Source organism: Micromonospora sp. NPDC005305 (assembly GCF_040607315.1).
In the GTDB taxonomy this organism is placed as follows: Bacteria; Actinomycetota; Actinomycetes; order Mycobacteriales; family Micromonosporaceae; genus Micromonospora.
Genome location: NZ_JBEXGL010000017.1, coordinates 86,923 through 107,253 on the forward strand (window position 1 = coordinate 86,923; position 20,331 = coordinate 107,253).

19 protein-coding genes and 2 pseudogenes are annotated in these 20,331 nt (G+C 71.8%); 8 read left to right on the forward strand and 13 right to left on the reverse strand.

From position 1 onward, the window contains the following. Positions 1–121: 121 nt before the first annotated feature. The 7 genes and pseudogenes from ABZS80_RS24630 to ABZS80_RS24660 all read right to left on the reverse strand — a co-directional run bounded on the left by ABZS80_RS24630 (position 122) and on the right by ABZS80_RS24660 (position 8,751). Positions 122–1,162 (reverse strand): LacI family DNA-binding transcriptional regulator, encoded by a 1,041-nt coding sequence (locus tag ABZS80_RS24630; RefSeq protein ID WP_355059369.1) that lies wholly within the window; start codon positions 1,160–1,162, stop codon positions 122–124. 212 nt (positions 1,163–1,374) lie between these two features. Further along, positions 1,375–1,653: pseudogene (locus ABZS80_RS24635) on the reverse strand (hypothetical protein); the annotation flags it as partial. 231 nt (positions 1,654–1,884) lie between these two features. Next, on the reverse strand, positions 1,885–2,712 hold the full coding sequence (locus ABZS80_RS24640; protein ID WP_355059370.1) for an SMP-30/gluconolactonase/LRE family protein: 828 nt from the start codon (positions 2,710–2,712) through the stop codon (positions 1,885–1,887). Then, complete coding sequence (locus tag ABZS80_RS24645; RefSeq protein ID WP_355059372.1) at positions 2,709–3,431, reverse strand: SDR family oxidoreductase; 723 nt, start codon at positions 3,429–3,431, stop codon at positions 2,709–2,711. The genes ABZS80_RS24640 and ABZS80_RS24645 overlap by 4 nt, the downstream gene beginning before the upstream one ends. Next, the gene (locus ABZS80_RS24650) at positions 3,428–4,324 is read right to left on the reverse strand and encodes a dihydrodipicolinate synthase family protein (protein WP_355059374.1); all 897 of its coding nucleotides are present in this window, start codon (positions 4,322–4,324) and stop codon (positions 3,428–3,430) included. Before ABZS80_RS24650 ends, ABZS80_RS24645 begins: the two co-directional genes overlap by 4 nt. Next, on the reverse strand, positions 4,325–5,485 hold the full coding sequence (locus tag ABZS80_RS24655) for a mandelate racemase/muconate lactonizing enzyme family protein (protein WP_355059376.1): 1,161 nt from the start codon (positions 5,483–5,485) through the stop codon (positions 4,325–4,327). It lies immediately after the preceding gene. Then, positions 5,485–8,751: a hypothetical protein gene (locus ABZS80_RS24660; RefSeq protein ID WP_355059378.1), complete on the reverse strand. Its 3,267-nt coding sequence runs from the start codon at positions 8,749–8,751 to the stop codon at positions 5,485–5,487. Before ABZS80_RS24660 ends, ABZS80_RS24655 begins: the two co-directional genes overlap by 1 nt. 115 nt (positions 8,752–8,866) lie before the next feature. Between ABZS80_RS24660 and ABZS80_RS24665 the strand changes: the two genes are divergently transcribed. Genes ABZS80_RS24665 through ABZS80_RS24690 form a run of 6 tightly spaced genes read left to right on the forward strand, consistent with a single transcriptional unit; the run spans position 8,867 to position 14,918 of the window. Then, positions 8,867–9,673, forward strand: a complete 807-nt coding sequence (locus tag ABZS80_RS24665) for an IclR family transcriptional regulator (RefSeq protein ID WP_355059380.1) — start codon at positions 8,867–8,869, stop codon at positions 9,671–9,673. Beyond that, positions 9,670–10,617, forward strand: coding sequence for a sugar ABC transporter permease (locus ABZS80_RS24670; RefSeq protein WP_355059382.1), 948 nt, complete (start codon positions 9,670–9,672; stop codon positions 10,615–10,617). Before ABZS80_RS24665 ends, ABZS80_RS24670 begins: the two co-directional genes overlap by 4 nt. Further along, the gene (locus ABZS80_RS24675) at positions 10,614–11,459 is read left to right on the forward strand and encodes a carbohydrate ABC transporter permease (protein WP_355059384.1); all 846 of its coding nucleotides are present in this window, start codon (positions 10,614–10,616) and stop codon (positions 11,457–11,459) included. Before ABZS80_RS24670 ends, ABZS80_RS24675 begins: the two co-directional genes overlap by 4 nt. A 26-nt stretch (positions 11,460–11,485) precedes the next feature. Further along, positions 11,486–12,769, forward strand: coding sequence for an extracellular solute-binding protein (locus tag ABZS80_RS24680; RefSeq protein ID WP_355059386.1), 1,284 nt, complete (start codon positions 11,486–11,488; stop codon positions 12,767–12,769). Then, the gene (locus tag ABZS80_RS24685) at positions 12,766–13,734 is read left to right on the forward strand and encodes a glycoside hydrolase family 88 protein (protein ID WP_355059388.1); all 969 of its coding nucleotides are present in this window, start codon (positions 12,766–12,768) and stop codon (positions 13,732–13,734) included. The genes ABZS80_RS24680 and ABZS80_RS24685 overlap by 4 nt, the downstream gene beginning before the upstream one ends. Continuing rightward, on the forward strand, positions 13,731–14,918 hold the full coding sequence (locus ABZS80_RS24690) for a mandelate racemase/muconate lactonizing enzyme family protein (RefSeq protein WP_355059390.1): 1,188 nt from the start codon (positions 13,731–13,733) through the stop codon (positions 14,916–14,918). Before ABZS80_RS24685 ends, ABZS80_RS24690 begins: the two co-directional genes overlap by 4 nt. A 67-nt stretch (positions 14,919–14,985) precedes the next feature. Here ABZS80_RS24690 and ABZS80_RS24695 read toward each other — a convergent pair whose 3' ends face one another. Both ABZS80_RS24695 and ABZS80_RS24700 read right to left on the reverse strand, forming a co-directional pair. Beyond that, positions 14,986–15,615, reverse strand: a complete 630-nt coding sequence (locus ABZS80_RS24695; protein ID WP_355059392.1) for a bifunctional 4-hydroxy-2-oxoglutarate aldolase/2-dehydro-3-deoxy-phosphogluconate aldolase — start codon at positions 15,613–15,615, stop codon at positions 14,986–14,988. After that, on the reverse strand, positions 15,612–16,433 hold the full coding sequence (locus ABZS80_RS24700) for an IclR family transcriptional regulator (RefSeq protein WP_355059394.1): 822 nt from the start codon (positions 16,431–16,433) through the stop codon (positions 15,612–15,614). Before ABZS80_RS24700 ends, ABZS80_RS24695 begins: the two co-directional genes overlap by 4 nt. A gap of 141 nt (positions 16,434–16,574) precedes the next feature. Here ABZS80_RS24700 and ABZS80_RS24705 point away from each other — a divergent pair. Next, positions 16,575–17,441: pseudogene (locus ABZS80_RS24705) on the forward strand (sugar kinase); the annotation flags it as partial. 72 nt (positions 17,442–17,513) lie between these two features. Here ABZS80_RS24705 and ABZS80_RS24710 read toward each other — a convergent pair. Both ABZS80_RS24710 and ABZS80_RS24715 read right to left on the reverse strand, forming a co-directional pair. Continuing rightward, positions 17,514–17,918, reverse strand: a complete 405-nt coding sequence (locus ABZS80_RS24710) for a hypothetical protein (RefSeq protein ID WP_355059453.1) — start codon at positions 17,916–17,918, stop codon at positions 17,514–17,516. Further along, positions 17,875–18,207: a hypothetical protein gene (locus ABZS80_RS24715; protein ID WP_355059396.1), complete on the reverse strand. Its 333-nt coding sequence runs from the start codon at positions 18,205–18,207 to the stop codon at positions 17,875–17,877. The genes ABZS80_RS24710 and ABZS80_RS24715 overlap by 44 nt, the downstream gene beginning before the upstream one ends. Before the next feature lie 62 nt (positions 18,208–18,269). Here ABZS80_RS24715 and ABZS80_RS24720 point away from each other — a divergent pair, with 62 nt between their 5' ends. Continuing rightward, positions 18,270–18,407 (forward strand): hypothetical protein, encoded by a 138-nt coding sequence (locus ABZS80_RS24720; RefSeq protein ID WP_355059398.1) that lies wholly within the window; start codon positions 18,270–18,272, stop codon positions 18,405–18,407. Between the two features lie 132 nt (positions 18,408–18,539). Here the strand turns inward: ABZS80_RS24720 and ABZS80_RS24725 are convergent, their stop codons facing one another. Beyond that, a complete protein-coding gene (locus ABZS80_RS24725; protein ID WP_355059400.1) occupies positions 18,540–18,953 on the reverse strand; it encodes a DUF2267 domain-containing protein in 414 nt (137 codons plus the stop codon). A 688-nt stretch (positions 18,954–19,641) separates the two neighbouring features. Further along, a complete protein-coding gene (locus tag ABZS80_RS24730) occupies positions 19,642–20,304 on the reverse strand; it encodes a TetR/AcrR family transcriptional regulator (protein ID WP_355059402.1) in 663 nt (220 codons plus the stop codon). Positions 20,305–20,331 lie beyond the last annotated feature (27 nt).

The window sequence follows — 20,331 nt, forward strand, 5'->3', positions numbered from 1 at the left end:
CAGTCGGCGGCCGCTCACACTCAGCTGCTACCGCGCCGGTGGCGGTCCGCTCCGGGGTCCGGCCTAGCCTATCCGGTGGTGATCCCGGCCGACCGTCTTGCTGCGGGCCAGGGAGTTCCGCCTAGTCAGCGGGGGGTGCAATCCGGGCCGGGCGCCGTTGACCCGTGGAAGCGCGGACCACCAGGTGGGTCGGAATCGTGACCGGTTTATCGACCGGCGGCTGGGCGCCGGAGATGAGAGCGAGCAGGCCCTGTACGGCGGTACGGCCAAGGAGGTGCAGCGGCGCGGCGAGAGTGGTCAAGCCGGGCGTGACCAGGTCGGTACCAAAGATGTTGTCGAACCCAACGACGCTGACGTCCTGCGGTACCCGCAGGCCGACGGTCGAGAGGCCGCGCAGCAGTCCCAGGGCCATCAGGTCGTTGTAGGCGATGACCGCGCTGGTCGGTCGTCGCCAGAAGTCGTCCGCAGCGGCGACACCGCCGAGCACGGTGGGCGGATACGGGCCGAGACGGTGCAGTCGCAGGCCCAGTTCGACCGTGGCCTCACGTAACGCCCGCCAGCGGATCCCGTCCGACCACGCCGCCTCCGGCCCGGCCAGATAGGTGATCTGGCTGTGACCAAGGCCGTGCAGGTGATCCACGGCCTGCCGCATGCCGCGCCGGTGATCGGTCACCACCGACGGCACACCCGCGACGGCCCGGTTGAGCACGATCAGCGGCCGGAGCTTGGCCGTCATCCGGATCGAAGTGTCGGACATCCGGGTGCTGGCCAGCACGATGCCCTCCACCGTCTGGACGGCCCGGTCCAACGCCTCCCGCTCGAGCTGGTCGGACTCCTGCGCGTCAACGAGCAGCATCGTGTAGCCGGCCCCCATCGCCGCCGCCTGAGCACCACGGATGATCTCGAAGTAGTACGGGTTGGTGATGTCGGAGATGGCCAGCGCGATCATCGAGGAACGCCCGCTGAGCAGCGCGCGAGCGACGGGATTGGCGCGGTAGCCCATCTCCAGCGCGATCCTGCGGATCCGCCCGGCGGTGTCGGCGTTGACCCGCCCCGGGCGGGCGAATGCCCGGGACACCGTCGACGCGGCAACGCCCGCCGCTCGCGCCACATCGTAGATGGTTGGCGCCGCCCGCCCGTCACTGCCGGTCGAAGCTGCCACCAGGCCTCCTCGAGGTTACGGGGACGTCTCCCAACCTAGATCCGGCGAATGCCGACGACTGGGTTGACCCGCTGTGACGGACAGGGTCGGTGTGTGGTGTCAGGCCACCATACTGCCCGTGATGGGGGCGGCGGCTTCGTTGGCGGCGGGGCCGAGGTAGCCGAGAGTGCAGTGCCGTCGGCGGGTGTTGTGCCAGCCCTCGACAGGGACGACTGCCAGGTGGACGGGTACTGCTCGCCCTTGGCTTGGCTGACGTTGTCAGTAACGGCAATCAGCTGCGGCTGGTTCAAGTCGTTGGCGAAGCTCTGCCGCCGGGTGGTGGTCCACCCGGCGGCACCGAACCGCCACGCCTCGGCGAGAGGCACGACGTGGCCGATGTCGACATCGGAGGCGGCGCACCAGATGGCGCCGTCGTATGGGCTGTACCAGCGGCCCGACACGGCGGCGCAACTGCTGTCGGTGACGACGGAGGTGCGGTCGCGCTGGCCAAGCTCGTATCGGCCTCCTCGCGTGACTACTCCAACGCCTTTGAGATGGGTCCCGTGCCCGCTCCCGGCCCGGATGCGGTTGCGCCGGAGCCCGTTCCGGCGAAACCCTCGGCGCGCGCTCACCGACTTCCTCCGCGCCGGCAAGTTCCGCTACCCGTCCTGCTCAGCCCACCCGCCAGCCGCCTCCCCAACCTTTCTCTGGGCAAGAACACCTAGTCGTCGAAGGCGCGGCCGTCAGCGCTGCACGTCGAAGCGGGCGGGCGGAAGACCGGCTACGCCGAGGTCCGCGGTGAACACGGCTCCGGACAGCTCGGCGCCGTCCGACCTTGCGGTCGTGACGAACATCCACCGATAGCCAGGACCGCCGAATGACACGCTCGTGACCAGCGGCGCGGGCACGCACAGCGCGCGGTCCGGAGCGAGGTCGGGCGTATAGCGGAACAGCATGCCAGATCCCCACGAGGCCACCCAGACTCCGCCGTCGGCGTCGACGGCAATCCCGTCGGGGTGCGCAATCCGCACGGCGGCAACCGATCGGCCGTGCGGCCCGTAGGCGGTGACCGTGTCGGCGAAGCTGTCAGCGTGGTAGAGCAGGCGCCCGTCCGGGCTGGTGTCGACGCCGTTGGACGCGCCCACCTGCCCGGCGAGGACGCGATGGTTAAGGCCCGGCTCCACCACGTACAAGGCGGCGCGTTCGGCCCGGGTCCGGTCGATCGAACCGACGTAGAGGTTGCCGTCGCGCCCGCACACCGCGTCGTTCAGTGCCAGGTCGGACGGCCCGGGTAGGGACAGCAGCGGTTGGAAGGCTCCGTCGTCCGGGTCGAGGGCGCCGACGTCCCGCCCGGAGACGCCGAGCCATCCCCCGCCGGCCCGCGGCACCAGGGCGGTGACCGGCCGGTCGCAGGTCGCGCCGGAGGCGGTGCCAGCCATGGGATCGAGGGTCCAGACCCGTTGGCCGCTGATATCCACCAGGTACAGGCGGGCAGAAGTCTCGTCCCAGACCGGGCACTCCCCCAGCTCACAGCGCAGGTCGCCCAGCACCGACCAGTCCTCGGTTGTCACAGCCATCTCGCCCGCAGGTCGGGGCGGAGCCACGCCGCCGGAGAGGCGATCGACAGGCCACCGTCAACGGGCAGAACCACGCCGGTGATGAAGTCCGCCGCCGCAGAGGCGAGGAATGTCACGGCGGCGGCGACATCGTCGGGTCGGCCGACCCGCCGCAGTGGATAGCCTTCGGTGACCGAGGGCAGATCGGCCTTGCCGATCATGCCGGGGGCCACGGCGTTGACGCGGATGCCCGCGGGACCGTACTCGAGGGCGAGCTGGCGGACGAGTCCCTCCACGCCGGCCTTCGCGGCCGCGTAGCCGGGCAGGCCGGGCGCGGCGAGGGTGGCGTTGACGGAGCTGACCGCGACGACGGCGCCGCCGCGCGGCAGCAGAGGCAGGGCCGCGCGGACGACGTAGAACATCGAGCCGAGGGTCGCGTCGAGGGCCGCCCGCCACTGCGCGTCGGTGGTCCGCGTCGCCGCGGCGACGGGCATGACCGCGGCGGCGGGCACCACCACGTCGAGCTGTCCGAGGGTGCGGTGGGCATCGGCGACGGCGCGGGCCGCAGCGTCCGGGTCGGCGCAGTCGGCCGTCAGCTCGGCCGCAAAGGCGGGGTCGCTGTGCTGTTCAAGGGAGACGCCCACCACGCGATCGCCGGAATCGGTGAAGGCGCGGGCGATCGCGGTGCCGATCGGCGAGGAGGCACCGATGACGAGGATGCCGCGTCCGCTCACCGGGCAAGTCCGAGGTCGGCGAGGATCGTGGCGAGCGAGTCGCGGCTGGCCGGGTCGAGCGGGCGGGCCGGCGAGCGTACCGTGGCGTCAGCGATGAGGCCGCGCCGTACCAGCACCTCCTTGTGCACCGCCCAGGCGATGCCCTGCTGAAGGCCGAACAGGATCAGCGGCAGCAGCCGGGCGAACTCCGCGCGGGCATCGGCGTGCCGGCCGGCCTGCCAGTCTGCGAGTACCGGGCCGAGCAGGTCGGGGAACTCGCAGGCGGGCATGGTGCCGATGGCGCCGCGGGCGTACTCCTCCAGGCAGAACTGGGCGTTCTGGCCGCCGAGCACGGCGAAGCGGTCGTCGGCGCGGGCGGCGACCACCGCGGCCACCTTGGGCGCGGTGGGCGGCGATTCCACCTTGACGGAGGTGATGCCGTCGAGCTTGCCGAGCTCGGCGATGAGGGTGGGCGGCATCGTGACGCCGGTGGCGCCGGGCGCGTCCTGGACCATCACCTCGACTTTGGCGGCGGCGGCCACGTCGCCGTAGAAGGTGAGCAGCTGGTCGGGGGTCGGCTTCACCATGAACGGAGGAAGCACCATCAGCGCGGACGCGCCGCCGGCCACCGCGGCGCCGGCCTGTTCGATCGCGGTCACCGTCGACGTGCCGTTGATCCCGGCGACGACCGGGACCGCGGCGGCGACCACCTCGGTGACGGTGGTGAGGATCCGGGCCCGCTCCTCGGTGGTGAGCGCGAAGCCTTCGCTGGCCATGCCGAAGACGGCGACGCCGGTGACGCCGCTGGCGAGTTGGAACTCGGTGAGTCGGCGCAGGCTAGGCAGGTCGAGGGCGCCGTCGGGCCCGAACGGGGTGGCGAGGATCGGCACGAGGCCGTGCACGGTGTGGGTCACTCAGGACTCCTTGGCCAGGGCGCGAACCGTCTCGACGTCGACGTCGACACCGAGACCGGGTCCCGCGGGCAGATCGAACGCGGCCGGGTGCACGGGCACCGGCCCGGTGAGGATGCGGGATCCGACCTCGGTGGAGGTCGGCTGGTACTCGAACGCGGCGAGGTCGGCGACCGCCGCGGCGAGATGCAGGCCGGCGGCGAGGGAGACACCCATGCCGACCGAGTGGTGCGGCGCCACGGGCACGTGTCGGGCGGCGCACAGTTCGGCGATCGCCATCGCCTCGGTGATGCCGGTGCGGGCCACGTCCGGCTGGGCGATCCGCAGCGCCCGGGCGTCCAGCCATTGCGCGAACTCGTACCGGTTGCGCAGCGCCTCACCGACCGCGACCGGCAGCGTGCCGCGGGCAGCCAGCTCGGCGTGCCCGGCGATGTCCTCCGGTGCCAGGGGTGCCTCCAGGAACCAGGCACCCCGCTCGGCGAGCCCCCGGGCCAGCCCGACGGCGTCGTCAACCCCGTACGCCCAATGCCCGTCGACCGCGACCCGCAGGTCGGGGGCGGCGTCGCGGACCGCGTCGACGGTGGCGAGGTCGGCGGCGACACCGTGACCGAGGTGCAGCTTGACCGCCGTCGCGCCCCGGTCGACCCAGTCGCGGGCCAGCGCCGCCCGTTGCGGGTCCGTGGGCCGGGGCAGCCCGGAGACGTACGTGGGCAGCCGGGTGCGGAATGCGCCGCCGAGCAGTTGGGCGACGCCGAGCCCGGTGAGCCGGCCGGCGAGGTCCCAGAGCGCGATGTCGACGGCGGCGAGCGCGTCGGCCTGGTGGCCGACCAGGTGCCCGCGTTCGCGCATCAGGTCGCGCAGCCGGTGCCAGGCCGGCCGCGGGGCGGTCGCGTCCATGCCGAGCAGCACCGGCGAGAGCAGCAGGTCGACGATCGCGGCGGGCACCTCGGGCGCCACCGGCGCCAAGGCCTCGCCCCACCCCGTGGTGCCGTCCTCGGCGACCACCTCCACCAACAGCGTCTCGTACCGTGACGAATACAGGCTGCGCCACGGCTCGCGGACCTGGTATCCGTCCGCGATGGCGTTCCCGTCGCGTAGCGGCCCCAGGTACGCCTCGTCGGCGCGCACCTTCAGCACATGGGCGTGCACCTCGCGTACGCGCATCACGCTTCCTTCCCGCAGGCCAGCCGGTTCGGTGGGCTCCACCGTTCACCGACCTGCACCCGGTAGGTGAACGCGGCGGTGAGATCGTCCACCGCCACGGTCCATTCGTTCGGACAGGTCGCCCGGTGCTGGTGCTGCCAGGTGGCGCCGCCATCGAGGGACCAGTGCAGCGTCGCGGGGTCGCGGGTGGCCGCCTGCACGTAGGCGTGGTAGCGGCTGCCATCCGGCTTGGGGATCAGGATCCCCCGCACCGGACCGACCGGGCCATCGCCGAAATGGTGCGCGCCGACCGGGGCGGCGGCGGGGTGCAGCGGTACGTCGAGCGGGCCGACGCCGTGGATGACGACCGCGGTGATGCCGTGCCCGGAGACGTCGACGGTGAGCCGGTGGTCCACCATGCTCGCCTGCTCCGGGGCGCCATCGTCGCGGATCACCGTCGCCCGGTACGGCACGGCGGGTCGCATCCGCACCTGTGCCGCGTCGAGCGTCACGGTCACCGTGGTCGCGGTCGAGGCGGCATTGGTGAGGCTGAGACACAGTCGGTCACCGCCCTCGGCGGCGATCCAGTTGACCTGCTCCGAGTCCAGCCGCACCAGGCCCTTCGGCAGCCAGAGCCACACGCCGTCCTCGCCGTAGAAGCGGCCGGGTGCGTGGCCGTAGACGCGGTAGGCGAACCAGACGTAGTTCTGCTCGAACTCGGCCGGGAAGCGGATCGCACCGCCGGAGCGGGTCTCGTGCTCGGCGATCAGGTAGTCGATGGCCATGCCGAGCTGGGCCGGCGCGTGGTGGTAGTAGATGGTGGTGTTGCCGAACGGCCCGGTGTAGGGAAATTCCGGGCGCAGGTGGTGCACGGTGAACTGCCGGTAGTAGTAGCCGGGGTAGTTCGTGAACCGGCCGACCAACGCGTTGTGCGCCACGTCCCGCAGCAGGTCGTCGCCGGCGTGCGCGGCGAGCCGGAGCAGGAACGGCGCCCACGCCGGGTTGAGGGTGAACCCGTTGAACCGGTAGGTATTGAGGGCCTCGATGCTCAGCCCTGTCGGGGACACCTGCCAGGCCGGTACCTCCTCGTGGGGCACGTCGGTGACCGGGTACGGGAACAGGGCGGCGGGATCCCACCAGCCGGTGAGTTCGATCTGCCGGTCGACGAAGAGCGGCCGCTGCGGCACGGTCACGGTGGCGTCGGGCACCGGTCGGGCGAAGACCATGGTGACGAACCGTTTCGCCTCGGCGTACGCGGCGTCCAGGTAGCGGCGTCGGCCCGTCTCCTCGTACATCTCCAGCAGGTCGACCCAGGCGCGGCAGTAGTAGATGGCGAATTCGTGCGGGTCGGCCTCGCCGTCGTACGGCTGGTCGAGTTCCTCGGCGACGTACCGGTCGGCGGCTTCCTCCGCCTGCTGCCGCAGCTTCGCGTCGCGGGTCATCCGGTACGCGGCCAGTGGCGCGCTCATCGGGGTGCGCTTGAGCCAGTAGTCCTGTGCGTCCAGGGCGGACAGCGCCAGATCCCATGCGGCGGTGAGGGTACCCCGGGACAGCGTGTGCAGCGGGGCGAGGGCGGGCGCACCGAAGGGGGTGCCGCAGAGCATGTTCTTCGTCGGGTCGCCGTAGACCGTGGCGTCCTCACTCGGCGTCCAGCCGTACCCGTTGCGCGACAGGTGGAACTCGGCCGTCGGCAGCGCTCTCGTCTCGTACAGCTCGTCGTCGCCGGTCAGCAGATAGGCGCCGAGCAGCACTGAGGTGGTGGTGGCTCGGACGGCCTGGTCGTTCTCGATGTCGATGAACCCCTTGGCGTGGCTCCACCAACCACTCGGCGAGCCCTGGTAGTCGACCCGGTCGTCGGTGGTCCGGCCGGCCTTCATCAGGTCGATGAGGTGGTGGACCGTCTCGGTGAGCGAGGCGTGGACGTTGCGCCGGTATGCGGCGTAGCGGTACTCGCCGCGCAGCAGGTCACGGTAGGCGCCGTACAGCTCGGTGCGGGCGGCGTAAACGCCGACGGTGAACCGGTACGGCTCGCCGGCGCACAGGTCGGCCCGCCGCCCGTACTGCGGAGCGTAGAGGGTCGGCTGGACCCGGCCGTCGGGGGCGCGCAAGGTCATCCCGAACGGCTGGTCGTCGTCGCCGCGGGCCGACTCGTACTCGAACGGCAGCTCGGCGGCGGGGGCGAACAGGCCGGCGGTGACGAAGCCGCGCTGGACCAGGCACATCGGCGCGAACAGCTCGTCGCGGCCGACGGAGGCGGGCCCGCCGATCATCCGGGCGTGCCGCAACGGCCCGCACAGCACTTCGTCGATGTCGTCCTCCGGCGCGGCGGCGAACGCTCGGTAGACGACCACGAACCGGCCGTCGACCCGCGGGGTCAGCACGATGTCGACCAGGGGGCGCGGCCCGGCCAACCGCCAGGTGACCGTGAGGGTGAACAGCTCGCCGCCGCCGCGCAGCCGCACCGCGTCCCCGCCGAGCGGTTCGACCGCGTCGAACCACACGGGGTGCACGTCGAGGGTCCGCTGGAGATCGCGTCGGCTGCCGCCGTCGCCGTGCAGCACCAGCCACCGCTCGCCGAGCGGCTCGCTGGCGCGTTCCCAGCCGTGCTCGCCCCGGATCAGCAACTGCGCGGCGTACCCCGACCGGTCACCGCACCGCACCCTCGCGACCTCAAGGCGGTACGCGGCGCCCTCGATTGCGGTGTGCGGCTCGACCACTGCGGCGGCCAGGTCGACATCGGTGGCCGGACGTCCCGTGGCCGGTGTCGTGCGGGGGCCCAGCTCGATCACCTCGACCGGGCCGAAGCCGGCAATGGTGGCGGTGGCCCCGATCCCGACAGCGCCCCCCTCGAGCGGGTCGGGGTCGGTGGTCGTCGCCGCGGTCCGTCCGTCGACCGTGACGGTGATCCGGCCGTCGACGACGGTCACCTCGACCGGGAGCCACCGGTCGAAGTCGAAGGCCAGGATGTCGTCGGCGAGCACCTCGTCGCGCCCGTCGGCGTGGCGGAGCACCGACAGGTACCGCACGCCGGTGCGTACCCGCAGGCGGACCGCGTACCACTGCGCGGCGTCCGCGTTGACCCGCAATTCGGCGGTGCTGACATCGGCGCCGTGCCGCGGCTCGGGCAGCCGCACCGCGGTGCGCACCGCGTGGTTGCCGATCGTCACCGGCAGCGGCGCGCCGAGCAGGTGCTGCCCGTCCGGGTGGCCGCGACCGTCGAGCTCGATGGTGCGATCGAACGGCTCGACGGTCCGATCGACGGGCGATTGTGCATAGTCAGATGCCATGGGAGCGCCCCTGCAACACGCTTCTGCAACTCGTATGCAATCGGCGGTTGACATGATGCAACATGAGGGCCACTCTGACACAGCAATGGATGGGACGTCCAGAAGGAGCTGCCGGATGGCGAGTGATCAGGGCACCAACCAGAGCGTCGAGAAGGCGGCCGCCGTGCTGAACGCCTTCCTCGCCGGCCAGCCCGCGCTGCGGGTCTCCGACGTCGCCCGTCACGCCGGCCTCGGCCAGTCGACCGCGTCCCGCCTGCTGGCCACACTGGAGGCCAGCGACCTCGTGCAGCGCGACCAGGTCAGCGGCCTCTACCAGCTCGGCCCCGCTCTCATCACGATGGCCGGCGTCGCCCTGAACAGCCACCCGGTGCACCGTGAGGCTCGCCAGCGGGCGCAGAATCTCGCCGCCGAGCTCGGCCTCGGCGCCAACGTGGCCATCCGCAGCGGCGCGACGCTGTTCTACCTGTGCAACTTCGAGGGCGCCCTCGCCCCGAGGTCGTTCGTCCTCATCGGCCAGCACAACCCGCTGCACGCCACGGGGATCGGGAAGTGCCTGCTCGTCGGCACCGACCCCGAACAGCGCCGGGCGCTCCTGCCCGAGCTGCGCGCGTACACCCCGTCCACCATCACCGACCACGCCGCCCTGGACGAGGCCGTCGCTCAGGCCGCCCAGCGCCGCTACGCCACCGAGGTCGAGGAACTGTCGCTGGGCCGCGCCTGCATCGCGTCACCGATCCTCGACCACACCGGCACCGTCTGCGCAGCACTGTCGGTCTCCGGACCGCTCTCCGCGATCGCCCTGGACACCCGGGAGGCCGAGTTGTCCCGCATCGTCATTGAAGCCGCCGACGCCATCAGCACCGGCCTGGGCTACCTCGGCCCCGCCGACCGCGTCCTTTCCCGGATGCAGGCCGTGCGATGAGCACCGAGACAGCCCCTCCCGGAACCACCGCCCGCGTGCCGGCGTCCCCGCCGGCCGGCGACCGGCCGCCGCGGCGGCTCGGCGACGGCGCGTTCGCCGCGCTGCTCATGCTTCCCGCCCTGGCGATGCTCGCCGCGATCGTCGTCTACCCGCTGATCGCCTCCCTGGTCACCGCGTTCTTCGAGCAGAGCCTGGTGGAACCCGGCCGCACCTTCGTCGGCCTGCAGAACATCACCGACCTGCTCGGCGGCGACTTCTGGCGGCTGCTGCGGCAGACCCTGGTCTTCACCGTCGGCGCCACGGTCGCACCGTTCCTCGTCGGCTTGGCCCTCGCGCTCGCCCTGAACACCCGCATCCGGGGCCGGGCCACTCTCCGCGGCCTGCTGCTCATCCCGTGGCTGGTGCCCAGCGTCGTGGTGTCGTTCCTCTGGATGTGGATCTTCAACGCGAACTACGGCGTCGCCAACGGCGCGCTGGAGACCCTCGGCCTGATCGACGCCCCGCAGGCCTGGCTTGCCGGATCGGGCACCGCGATGACGGCCGTCATCGTCGCCAAGACCTGGACAAGCTTCCCATGGATCATGGTGATGCTCCTCGCCGGGCTGCAGACCGTACCCGTCGAGCTGCACGAGGCGGCCGAGACCGACGGCGCCGGCGCGGTGCAGAGGTTCTTCGCCGTCACCCTGCCGCACCTGCGCGGCATCATCGGCATCGTCCTGCTGCTGGAACTGATCTGGAACTTCCAGCACTTCGACCTGATCTACGTGATGACCGGCGGCGGCCCCGCCGGCGCCACCGAAACCTTCGCCACCGCGGTCTACGAGACCGCCTTTCAGGGCTTCGACCTCGGCCGCGCCGGCGCGCTCGGCCTGCTCTGGATGGTGCTGCTGCTCGCCATGGTCGCGCTCTACATCCGCCGGTCCGAGCGGGAGGGACAGCTGTGAACAAGCGCTCCGCACGGGAGAGCCGCGGTTCACGCGCCGCGGCTTGGACCGCCGTCGTCATCCTCGGCGGCTTCGGGCTGCTGCCGGTGTACTGGATGCTCGCCACCGCGTTCACCCCAGCGCAGCAGACCTTCCGCTACCCGCCGTCGTTCTTCCCCACCGAGCCCACCCTGGACAACTTCGCCCGCCTCGCCGACGAACCCGACCTGGCCCGCTACCTGGCAAACAGCCTGATCGTTTCCATCGTCACCGCGGTGCTGAGCGTCATCGTCTCGGCATACATGGGCTACGCCTTCTCCAAGTTCCGCTTCCGCGGCCGGCGCAGCCTCATGTACTTCGTGCTGTCCTCGCAGATGTTCCCCCAGGCGCTGCTGCTGGTCACCCTGTACGCCCTGTTCAGCGCCTACCACCTGCTCGACACCTACGCCGCGCTGGTGCTGTCGTTCACCACCTTCACGCTGCCGCTCTGCGTCTGGATGCTCAAGGGCTTCTTCGACACCATTCCCGACACCCTCGTCGAGGCCGCCCGCGTCGACGGCGCCTCCCGGCTGCGCACCATCCACTCGGTCATCCTGCCGCTGTCGGCGCCCGGCCTCATCGCCGCCGGACTGTTCGCGTTCGTCCGCGGCTGGAACGACTTCATCTTCGCCCTCACTCTGGCCGGACGCGAGAAGACGACGCTGCCACCCGGCCTGGTCAACGCGTTCCTCGGCGAGGCGACCGCGCAGTGGGCCGAACTCATGGCCGCCTCGCTGCTCGCGTCGCTGCCCGTCGTGGTCGCGTTCATCGCGCTGCAACGGTTCCTGGTCGGCGGCATCACCGCCGGCGCCATCAAGGGATAAACCCACCCGTCCCGGAGGTACAGCAAATGAACAGCAACCTGTCCCGCAGGGACATGCTCCGCCTCGTCGGACTCGGCGCCGGCGCCCTCGGCCTCGGCGGCATGGCCTCCTGCGCACCGAGCGCGGAAGGCCCGAAGGGGGACACCGCCAAGTCCGCCACCAACTTCTCCTTCGCGTCCTGGAGCCTGGCCGACAACGCCTCCAAGGCCAAGATCGAACAGTTGATGAGCGGGTACGGCAGCAAGGCGGGCGTCACCGTCAACGGCGTGCCACTGGCGTATAACACCTACCTCAACCAGCTCACGCTCCAGGTGCGCGGCGGCCAGTTCACCGGCGCCGCGCAGATGGACATCGCCTGGCTCGCCGGCCTCGCCGCACTCGGCAAGCTCCGCGACCTCGGCAACGTGGCCAAGGACGCCGGCTACACGCAGGCCGCCCTCACCTCGGGGCAGGTCGAGGGCAAGCAGTTCGGCCTGCCCTGGACCACCGCCGCCATCGGCCTGATCGCCAACCGGGACCTGATGCAGAAGGCCGGCATCACCACCGCCCCGGCCACCATCGCCGACTTCGAGGCCGCGCTGCGGGCGCTCAAGGGCACCGGCGTCATCCCGTACGCCGCGTCCACCAAGGTCGCCCAGCTCAAGGACATCCTCATCTGGATGCAGACCTTCGGCAGCCCGCTGCTGGAGGGCGGCAAAGTCACCGTCGGCGACGACGCCAGCATCGAGGCGGTCACCTGGTACAAAAAGCTGTACGACGAGAAGCTGATCGCTCCAGATGTGGAGCGGGTCGACGCGCGTACCCTGTTCGCGCAGGGCAAGGCCGCCATGTACGACGACGCCATCGTCGGCCGCGACTTCGTCGTCAAGGGCTCCCCAGACAAGTCCATCGCCGACAAGCTCGACCCGATCGCCCGCCCGGTGAAGAACGCCGGCGACAAGCCGCGGGCCGTGCAGTGGGGCCACGCCGTCGTCGTGGTCGAGGGCGAGGGCGCCAACACCGCCACCGACTTCGCGAAGTGGCTCACGTCCGACGAGCAGACCGTCCTCGGCTACTTCAAGGACCTCTCCCTGCCGCCCACCACCACGACGGCACTCGCCTCCGAGCAGGTGAAGAGCGACGCCTTCACCTCCCGGTTCAGCGAGAGGATCACCGCCACCGCCACCCCGAACCCGTTCTGGAAGTACCCCCAGTACGCCCAGATGGAGACCGCCATCTCCGAGCAGGTCCAAGCCGTACTGGTCGGCAAGAGCAAGCCGGCGGACGCGATGCGCGAGGCCGGCCGGGCGGTGCAGGCCCTCATCAAGTGACCACCACCGCGCACGGAACCCCGCTGGTGGCGGCGATCGCGGACGCGACCGCCGCCACCACGCCGCGGATCTGGGGCTTCGGCATCGGCGGTACGCTCACCGCCCTGCTCCGCGCCGGCGACGCGCTGCACCGCCCCGACCTCACCCAGCGAGTGGTCGACCTCGTCACGCCGTCGCTGACCGCACCGCCGGACCCCACCGACCACCTCATCGCGGTCGAGGCACTGCTCGCCCTCACCGGCCGCCGACCCGACATCGACGTGACGGACGCCTGCCGCCGCTGGCTCACCGCCGTCCGGCACGCCCGACCGGCCAATCCCGGCGGACCCCGCCTGCACCGCCCCGACCTGCCACCCTGGTCGTCAACGGTCTGGGTCGACTGCATGCACACCGACGGACCCGGCCTCGCCGCGCTGGGCCACCCCGACGAGGCCGTCACCTACGCCACCGAGTACGCCGACGCGCTGCAACTGCCCCACGGCCTGTTCCAACACGGCTACGACGCCCGGGCCGAACGGGGCAACGGCGTCGCCTGGGGGCGCGGGCAGGCGTGGGCGCTGCTCGGCCTCACCGACACCCTGATCCACGCCCCCGACGACGGGCTCGCCGAGCGACTCACCCGCCTGGTCGACGCGCTGGCCGCGCACGAGCGCGACGGCGAGTGGTCCACGGTCGTCGACGACCCGGACGCCCCGGTCGAGGCGAGCACCTCCGCGTACCTCGCCTGGGTCGTGCCGCACGCAATCAACGCCGGGCTGGTCGACCCCGCCCACCGGGCGATGGCCGACCGCGCCTGGCATGCCACCCTCCGCAGGCTCACCGGCGGAGCGCTCGCCGTGTCCGAGGCGACGCCCGTCGGCACCGCCCGCGACTACCACTACCGCGCCCTCGGCGTCTTCCCCTGGGGCCAGGCCCCGCTCCTGCACGCCGCCCTGGACCGCACCACCACTGAGGAGAACGGATGAAGGTCGTCGACGTCCGCAGCTACGCGGTACGCGCCAAGCCGGCCGAGACGTACTGGGGCGCCCGCGCGTGGAGCGCCGACCACGGCAGCGCCCTGGTGGAGTACCCGCCGATGGAACGCCGCCGCTACGTCTACAGCGACACCATCGACGCCGTGCTGGTTCGGGTCGAGACCGCCGACGGAGTTGTCGGCTGGGGCGAGGCCAAGGCACCCGTCGGGGCCCGCGCCACCGCCGCGATCCTCGACGACCTGATCACGCCGCTCGCCGTCGGCTCCCGCCTCGACGAGATCGGCCGCACCTGGGACCGCGTCTACACCGGCATGCGGGTCCGCGGCCACGACAGCGGCTTCTGGCTGGAAGCCCTCGCCGGCCTCGACATCGCCCTGTGGGACGCGTTCGCCCGCACCCTCGGCCAGCCGCTGCACACCCTGCTCGGCGGCCGCTACCGCAACACCCTGCGGCTGTACGCCTCCGGCGTACCCGCCGCACCCGCCGGCTCCGGCGTTGAGGGCCAGCGGAGGGTGCGCCAGGAAGCCGAACGGCTGCGCGACCTGGGGTACGACGCGGTCAAGGTGGCCATCGGCGCCCGTCCCGAGGACGACATCGCGTCCGTGCAGACCGTCCGCGAGGTGTTCGGCGACCAGGCGGGTGTCTACGCCGACGCCGCCGGCCAGTACGAGGTGCCACAGGCGTTGCGGGTCGGCCGCGCCCTCCAGGAGGCCGGCGTCGGGTTCTTCGAGATGCCGCTGCCGCCGGAGGACCTCGACGGATACGCCACCCTCGCCGCCCGCCTGGACATCCCCCTCGCCCTGGACTCCCTGGCCACCCGGCACCGGGCGCTGGAGTTCCTCCGCGCCGGCGCGCTGCGCGTGCTCCAGCCCGACGTGTGCCGGGCCGGCGGCATCACCGAGACGATGCGCATCGCCGCGCTCGCCGACGCGTTCGGCGCGCAGGCCACCCCGCACGTCAGCATCGGCTCGGCGGTGCACTGGTACGCCAGCGTGCAGTGCGCCGCCGCGATGCCGAACTTCGCGGTGCTCGAACACTGGGTCGGCACCAACCCGCTCACCGCCGTCGCCCCGGACGCGGTCACGCCAGTTGGGGGGCGATGCGACGTGCCGCGCGGCGCCGGCCTCGGCATCGCGGTCGACGAGGACGTCGTACGGGCCCTGGCCGGCGCTTGACCAGGGGCCCCGACACCAGGTCCGGGCGGCGAGCGGACGGTTTCCCGAGCTGAGCCGAGGCGGGACCTCACCTGGGCCAGGATGCCGCTGCGGCGGCGTCCAGGAAGGCACGGGCGCGGCGCCGGAGCGCCGGCCAGTCCCCGGCAGCCACCTCGCTTGGGTTGACCAGTGCGCTGCCGGCACCGACGGCGACCGCGCCAGCTGCGGCCCAGTCCCCCACCGACCCGGGCGTGACTCCGCCGGTCGGCGCGAGCCGCACGTCGGGCAGTGGGGCACGCAGTTCCCGCAGGTACGCCGGGTCGACGTGGCTGGCGGGGAAGAGCTTGACCAGAGCGGCTCCGGACGACCAGGCGATGTCAACCTCGGTCGGAGTGAGGGCCCCGCAGACCACGGGCAGGTTGGCGGCAGCCGCCTCGGTGAGCACGTCGACGCGGGTGGTGGGGGTGACGAGAAACTGAGCGCCGGCGTCACGGGCGGCGCTCACGTCGCCGGGGGTACGGACGCTGCCGGCTCCGACGGCGCAGGTGCCGGGCAGCGCGTTCCGCAGTTCGGCGACGGCTTCCAGCGCCGTGGGCGTGGTGAGGGTGACCTCGATGCTGTCCAGGCCCGCCTCGGCGAGCTCGCGGCCGGTGCGGACGACGGCCTCGGGGCCGGGGAGCCGGATGATGGCGATGACGCGGCCGAGCTGGAGGGTCATGACACGACCACGGGGGCGACCGCCTGCTGGGGTACGACGTGGGCAGGCCCGACGTACCCGAGGTTGATGCTGACGGAGTCGGCCGCCTCGATCACCGACCGGACGAGTTCGGTTTCCCGGGCGGGCAGGTCGATGGCGGAGAGCGCGCCGGACACCGAGAGGGCGGCCACCACGGCGCCCGAGCTGTCGCGGATGGCGGCGGCGACGCAGGCGCGGCCGAGGGCGAGTTCCTCGATCTCGGTGGCGTAGCCCCGGGCGAGGGTGCGGGCGATTTCCTCGTCGAGCTGTTCGTGGCTGGTGATGGTGCGGTGGGTGTAGGCGCCTATGGCCGCGTCGGGTAGCAGGGCGCGCCGCTCGTCCCCGGTCAGTCCGGTCAGGAGTGCCTTGCCGAGCCCGGTGGCGTGGAGTGGGTTGTACTGTCCGGCCAGGACGAACGGGCGGGGTGCCTGCCGGCCTTCGAAGTTGAGCAGGTAGAAGAGCCGGTCGCCGCGGCGTACCGCGACGTTGACGCCGAGGCCGAGTTCGGCGGCGAGGTCCTGGGCGGTCTGCCGGGCCTCGCGGTGGACGGGGTGGCTGTTGAGCACCGCGCCGCCGAACGAGACCATGTCGAGTCCGAGTCGGTAGAGACCACTGACGGGGTCGCGGTCGGCGAAGCCCATGCCTTCGAGGGTGGCGAGGAGCCGAGAGGCGGTGGAGAGTCCGAGTCCGGTGGCTCGGGCGACGTCGGAGACGCGGAGTTCGGTGCGGCCGGCCGCGAGGGCTCGGAGCACGGTCAGGGCCCGTTCGACGCTCTGGTTACTGCCCGGTTCGGCCGCCATGTTGACCCTCCCTGGAAGCTTCTTGCGACATGCGGCATCATATTCTGCACTGTGCACGATATTGACCATGCTGCGGGGTGGTGCGGGTGACGCGACGGGCATGGTGAGCCGGCCCTGGAGATAGTCGGGCTCGGCGAGGCGATGGCGTTGTTCCAGCCGCCGCCCGGCCAGTTGCTCGCCGACACCGCAGCCGTCGAGGTGCACGTCGCGGGCGCCGAGCTGAACCTCTGCACGGCCGCCGCGCGGCTCGGCGTCCGCGCCGGGTTCTGCAGCCGGGTGGGCGCTGATCCGCTCGGCGTCCGGGTCCTGGCGGCGGCCCAGGCGGCCGGTGTGGACACCTCGCTGGTGGCGGTCGATGCGGCCTACCCGACCGGCCTCTACCTCAAGGACGTGCTGCCGGACGGGCAGCGTCGGGTCCACTACTACCGGGCGGGGTCGGCGGCCGCGCACCTGGACGCGTCGGACGGGGCCCGATTGCTCGCCGTGCGGCCGCAGCTGGTCGCGCTCTCCGGCATCACGCTCGCGCTGGGCGCCGGCCCGCGGGCGGCGGTCGACGCGGTGCTACGGGCGGCCGGGCCGGCCGGCATCACCGTGGCGTTGGATCCGAACCTGCGTCCCGCGCTCGGCGACGTCGACCGGCAGGCCGCGGACGTGCGGGCACGGCTGGCGTACGTGGATGTGCTGCTGCTCGGCACCGACGAGGCCGGTCCAGTCCTCGGCGTACGCGATCCGGACGACCCGGAGGAGGTGTTCGCCGCCGCGGCCGACGCCGGGGTGCGGGAGACCGTGCTGAAGGCCGGCGCGGACGGTTGCTACCACGCCCGTGCCGACGGCACAGCGATGCACCTGCCGAGCGCGGCGACGACGGTGGTGGATCCGGTAGGCGCGGGCGACGCATTCGCCGGCGGCTACCTGGCCAGCCGGCCGCGCGGCGCCTTGCCGGCGGGCGCGGCCGGCCTGGGCACTGCGCTCGCCGCCGGAGTGGTCGCCGTCCCTGGGGACACCACCGGCCTCCCCGACCGCGGCCGCGCTGCTGGCGCGGGCCATCGGCGGCTGACGGGCGACCGCACCGCGACCGGGTCAGGCGTCCGGGCCGTCCTGGTCGATCAGGTCGCTCCCGCCGCCGACCACCACGTCCCGATCAGCGCCGCCATAGAGCCGATCGTCGCCGGGGCCGCCGACGACGTCCGTGCCCGGCCCGCCGAGCAGGGTCCCGCCGCCGGGTCCGCCGACCAGCCGGTCCGCGCCCGCACGTACCGTGCCTGCGGGTCCTTGATCTGCGTGAACGCCGAAGGGTTGGCCAGGTACATGTCGATCAGCGACGGCAGCTCGAAGGACATCTGGTTTGAGTCGCGCCAGCCGACGCCGAGGTAGCAGTTCTGCGGATCGGTGCCGCCGTAAACCATCCTGCTGAAGTCGCCGTAGTAGCAGCGCACGTCGGTCATGAACTGCACCGCCCGGCGGTAGGAGACACGCTCGATCCAGCCGGCGCCGATTCCGAACGGACGGACCGGCCCGTCCCGGCCGCGCCCCGCACCTCCCCCGTGTACGGTCCGAGCTCGGCCTGGTCGAAGTCGGTGAAGTCGCCGATCTGGCCGCGGACGGTGCCCTCGTGGCGGACGGTGCCGGCGGCGTCGATGATCCGGAACCGGTCGCCGTCGACGGCGCGGGGTGCGGTGAACCGCTTGCCCTGGCCGAGGTTGTAGCCGCTCTGGTCGACCAGGATCGGCTGATCGGCATCGGGCTCGCCAGGTTCGCTCCAGGAACAGCCCAATGCGGTGGCGGGGTGGTCGGCGGGATCGGTGGTCAGCGCGGTGACCGCGATGGCGGCGAACGATGCCGCAGGCCCGCAAGGCCGCCGAGCAGGCCATGCAGGCGCCGGTGCTCAGCGGCACCGACCCGGGGGCGGCACCGGAGCAGCAGCAGGCGCTGGCCGAGCCGATCAAGGACTACAACCAGTCCGTGGCCGGCTGACCGCCGCAGTCCGGACCCATCGTCGGCCCGTTCCCAGCGCTGGCGGCGCGACGGGCCGACGCGCCGGCCGGCCGGCTGCCTCACCATGCAACCGGTCGGCCGGTACCCCTGCTCCTGCCTCGACTGTGCGTGCTACGAGCCGAGACGCCGCCCGCCACCGGCACCCACCGGTTCGATCGCCTGCCGGAACTCCTTCGGAAGCTGGGCCACCGCCTTCTCGAACTCGTCGCGGGTGACAGCCTCACGGAGCGTGGTGAGCACCGCGCCGACCGCCGCATCGGCGAGCGCACGGTCGACGTCCGGGCGATCCGCCACCCGCTGCACAAAATCGTCGAACCCGAGCGACGCCTTGACCTGGTCCTGTCTAAGCGGTTTGCGCAGGCAGTCGTCAAGCCCGTCGGGAAGCTGATAGGCAAGGTCCTCAGCCTGGCCCGCGCTGATCCGATCTGCCAATGCCTCCAACGTCGCGCGCGTGACTGTCGCCGCCTGATCGGTGGACACCTTTGCCCGCGTGGCCACTGCATTGATGAAGTCCTGGTACTCCAACTGAATCTCCTCCCCACCCGATCCGGTCGAACCGCCAGTTACGGAACTCTGACATCATTCGCGCCCAGGTTCACTTCGGTCTGCCTTGCTGACAAGCCTCCTGTAACGGCGGGTGACCCTGCCTCATTCGTATCGGGCGACCACCGTGACCTGCTACGGCGACATCCTCGGCATTCCGATGGAACGGGAACGGGCAGGCGAGCTGCCGACGAAGCGCCAGCGCGGAGGGCAAGCGGGGACATATTCGGCCTGGAACCGTTCCGTGGCGTATTGGTCGAGCGTGTCGGTGTTGCGCTGATCCAGGTCGTGACCGAACCACCTGCAGGCGGAGACCTCGGCGCGAAGCGGGGCTGCCTGGCGGCGGCCGACCAGATGTTGCGCGGCGCCGGCCCGGTCGGCACGGGCGCGGTGACCGCCGGCTGGTGGCCATCTACTGCGTCATCCCGTCGGCGTCGCGCGTCAGACGATCAGAACGGCTGCGGCGCGAGTACGGCCAGGGTTCATCCGGCGCCAGCCGCTGGGGTCGTAGACCACCCCAGGTGGGCACGATGACAGCGTGAGCCAGGCAGAGGCGAGTAACAGGATGCTTGAAGCGCTCGGGCTGTGGAGCGTTGCTGACGTCGACACGCCTTGCCACTGTCAGCGAATTCGGCCAGTTCAGCTTCATCGACGAGCCTGACAGCAGGACTCACGACGGAGGGGTGGCATCGCCGCGTACCGCCAGTGCGTCGAGGATCAGATCGAGGCCGAATTCGAACTGCCCGCCGAAGTGGTATCCAGGCTGCTGGACGTGCTGCGTGGCGAACTCGACCAGATGCGGGTAGTCGCCCGCCGCGAAACCTTCCATGATCGAATCCGCGACGGCGTTGGCGGAGTCTCCATTGTCGAACGGCAGCGAGGCCTCCTGCAGCACGAAGCCGTAGACGTACGCGTCGACGATCGCGTACGCGTGGGCCGTCATCTGTAGCGAGAAACCCCCGGCCCGCAGCACGCCCAGCATGGCGTCGTGATGCCGCAGGGTGGCCGGCCCAGGACTGGTCCGGGTTTCGACCAGGGCCAGCGCCCAGGGATGCCGCGCGAGGACCGTACGGGCTGAGAGGCATCGCCGGCGCACCTCGGCGCGCCAGTCGCCACCCACCTCGGGCAGTTCGATCTCTGCGAAAACCCTGTCGACGAGGGCGTCGAGGAGCCCGTCCTTGTTACGAATGTAGTAGTACAGCGACATCGGCTTGGCGTTCAGCTCGGCGGCCAGTGACCGCATGGTCAGCGCCCCCAGGCCGTGCGCATCGGCGATGCCTACCGCGGCCTGCAGCACCCGCTCGCGACTCAGCTGCCGTGCTGGCTCGCCCACCCTCTGGTTCCCGCCTTCCGTGCTTCC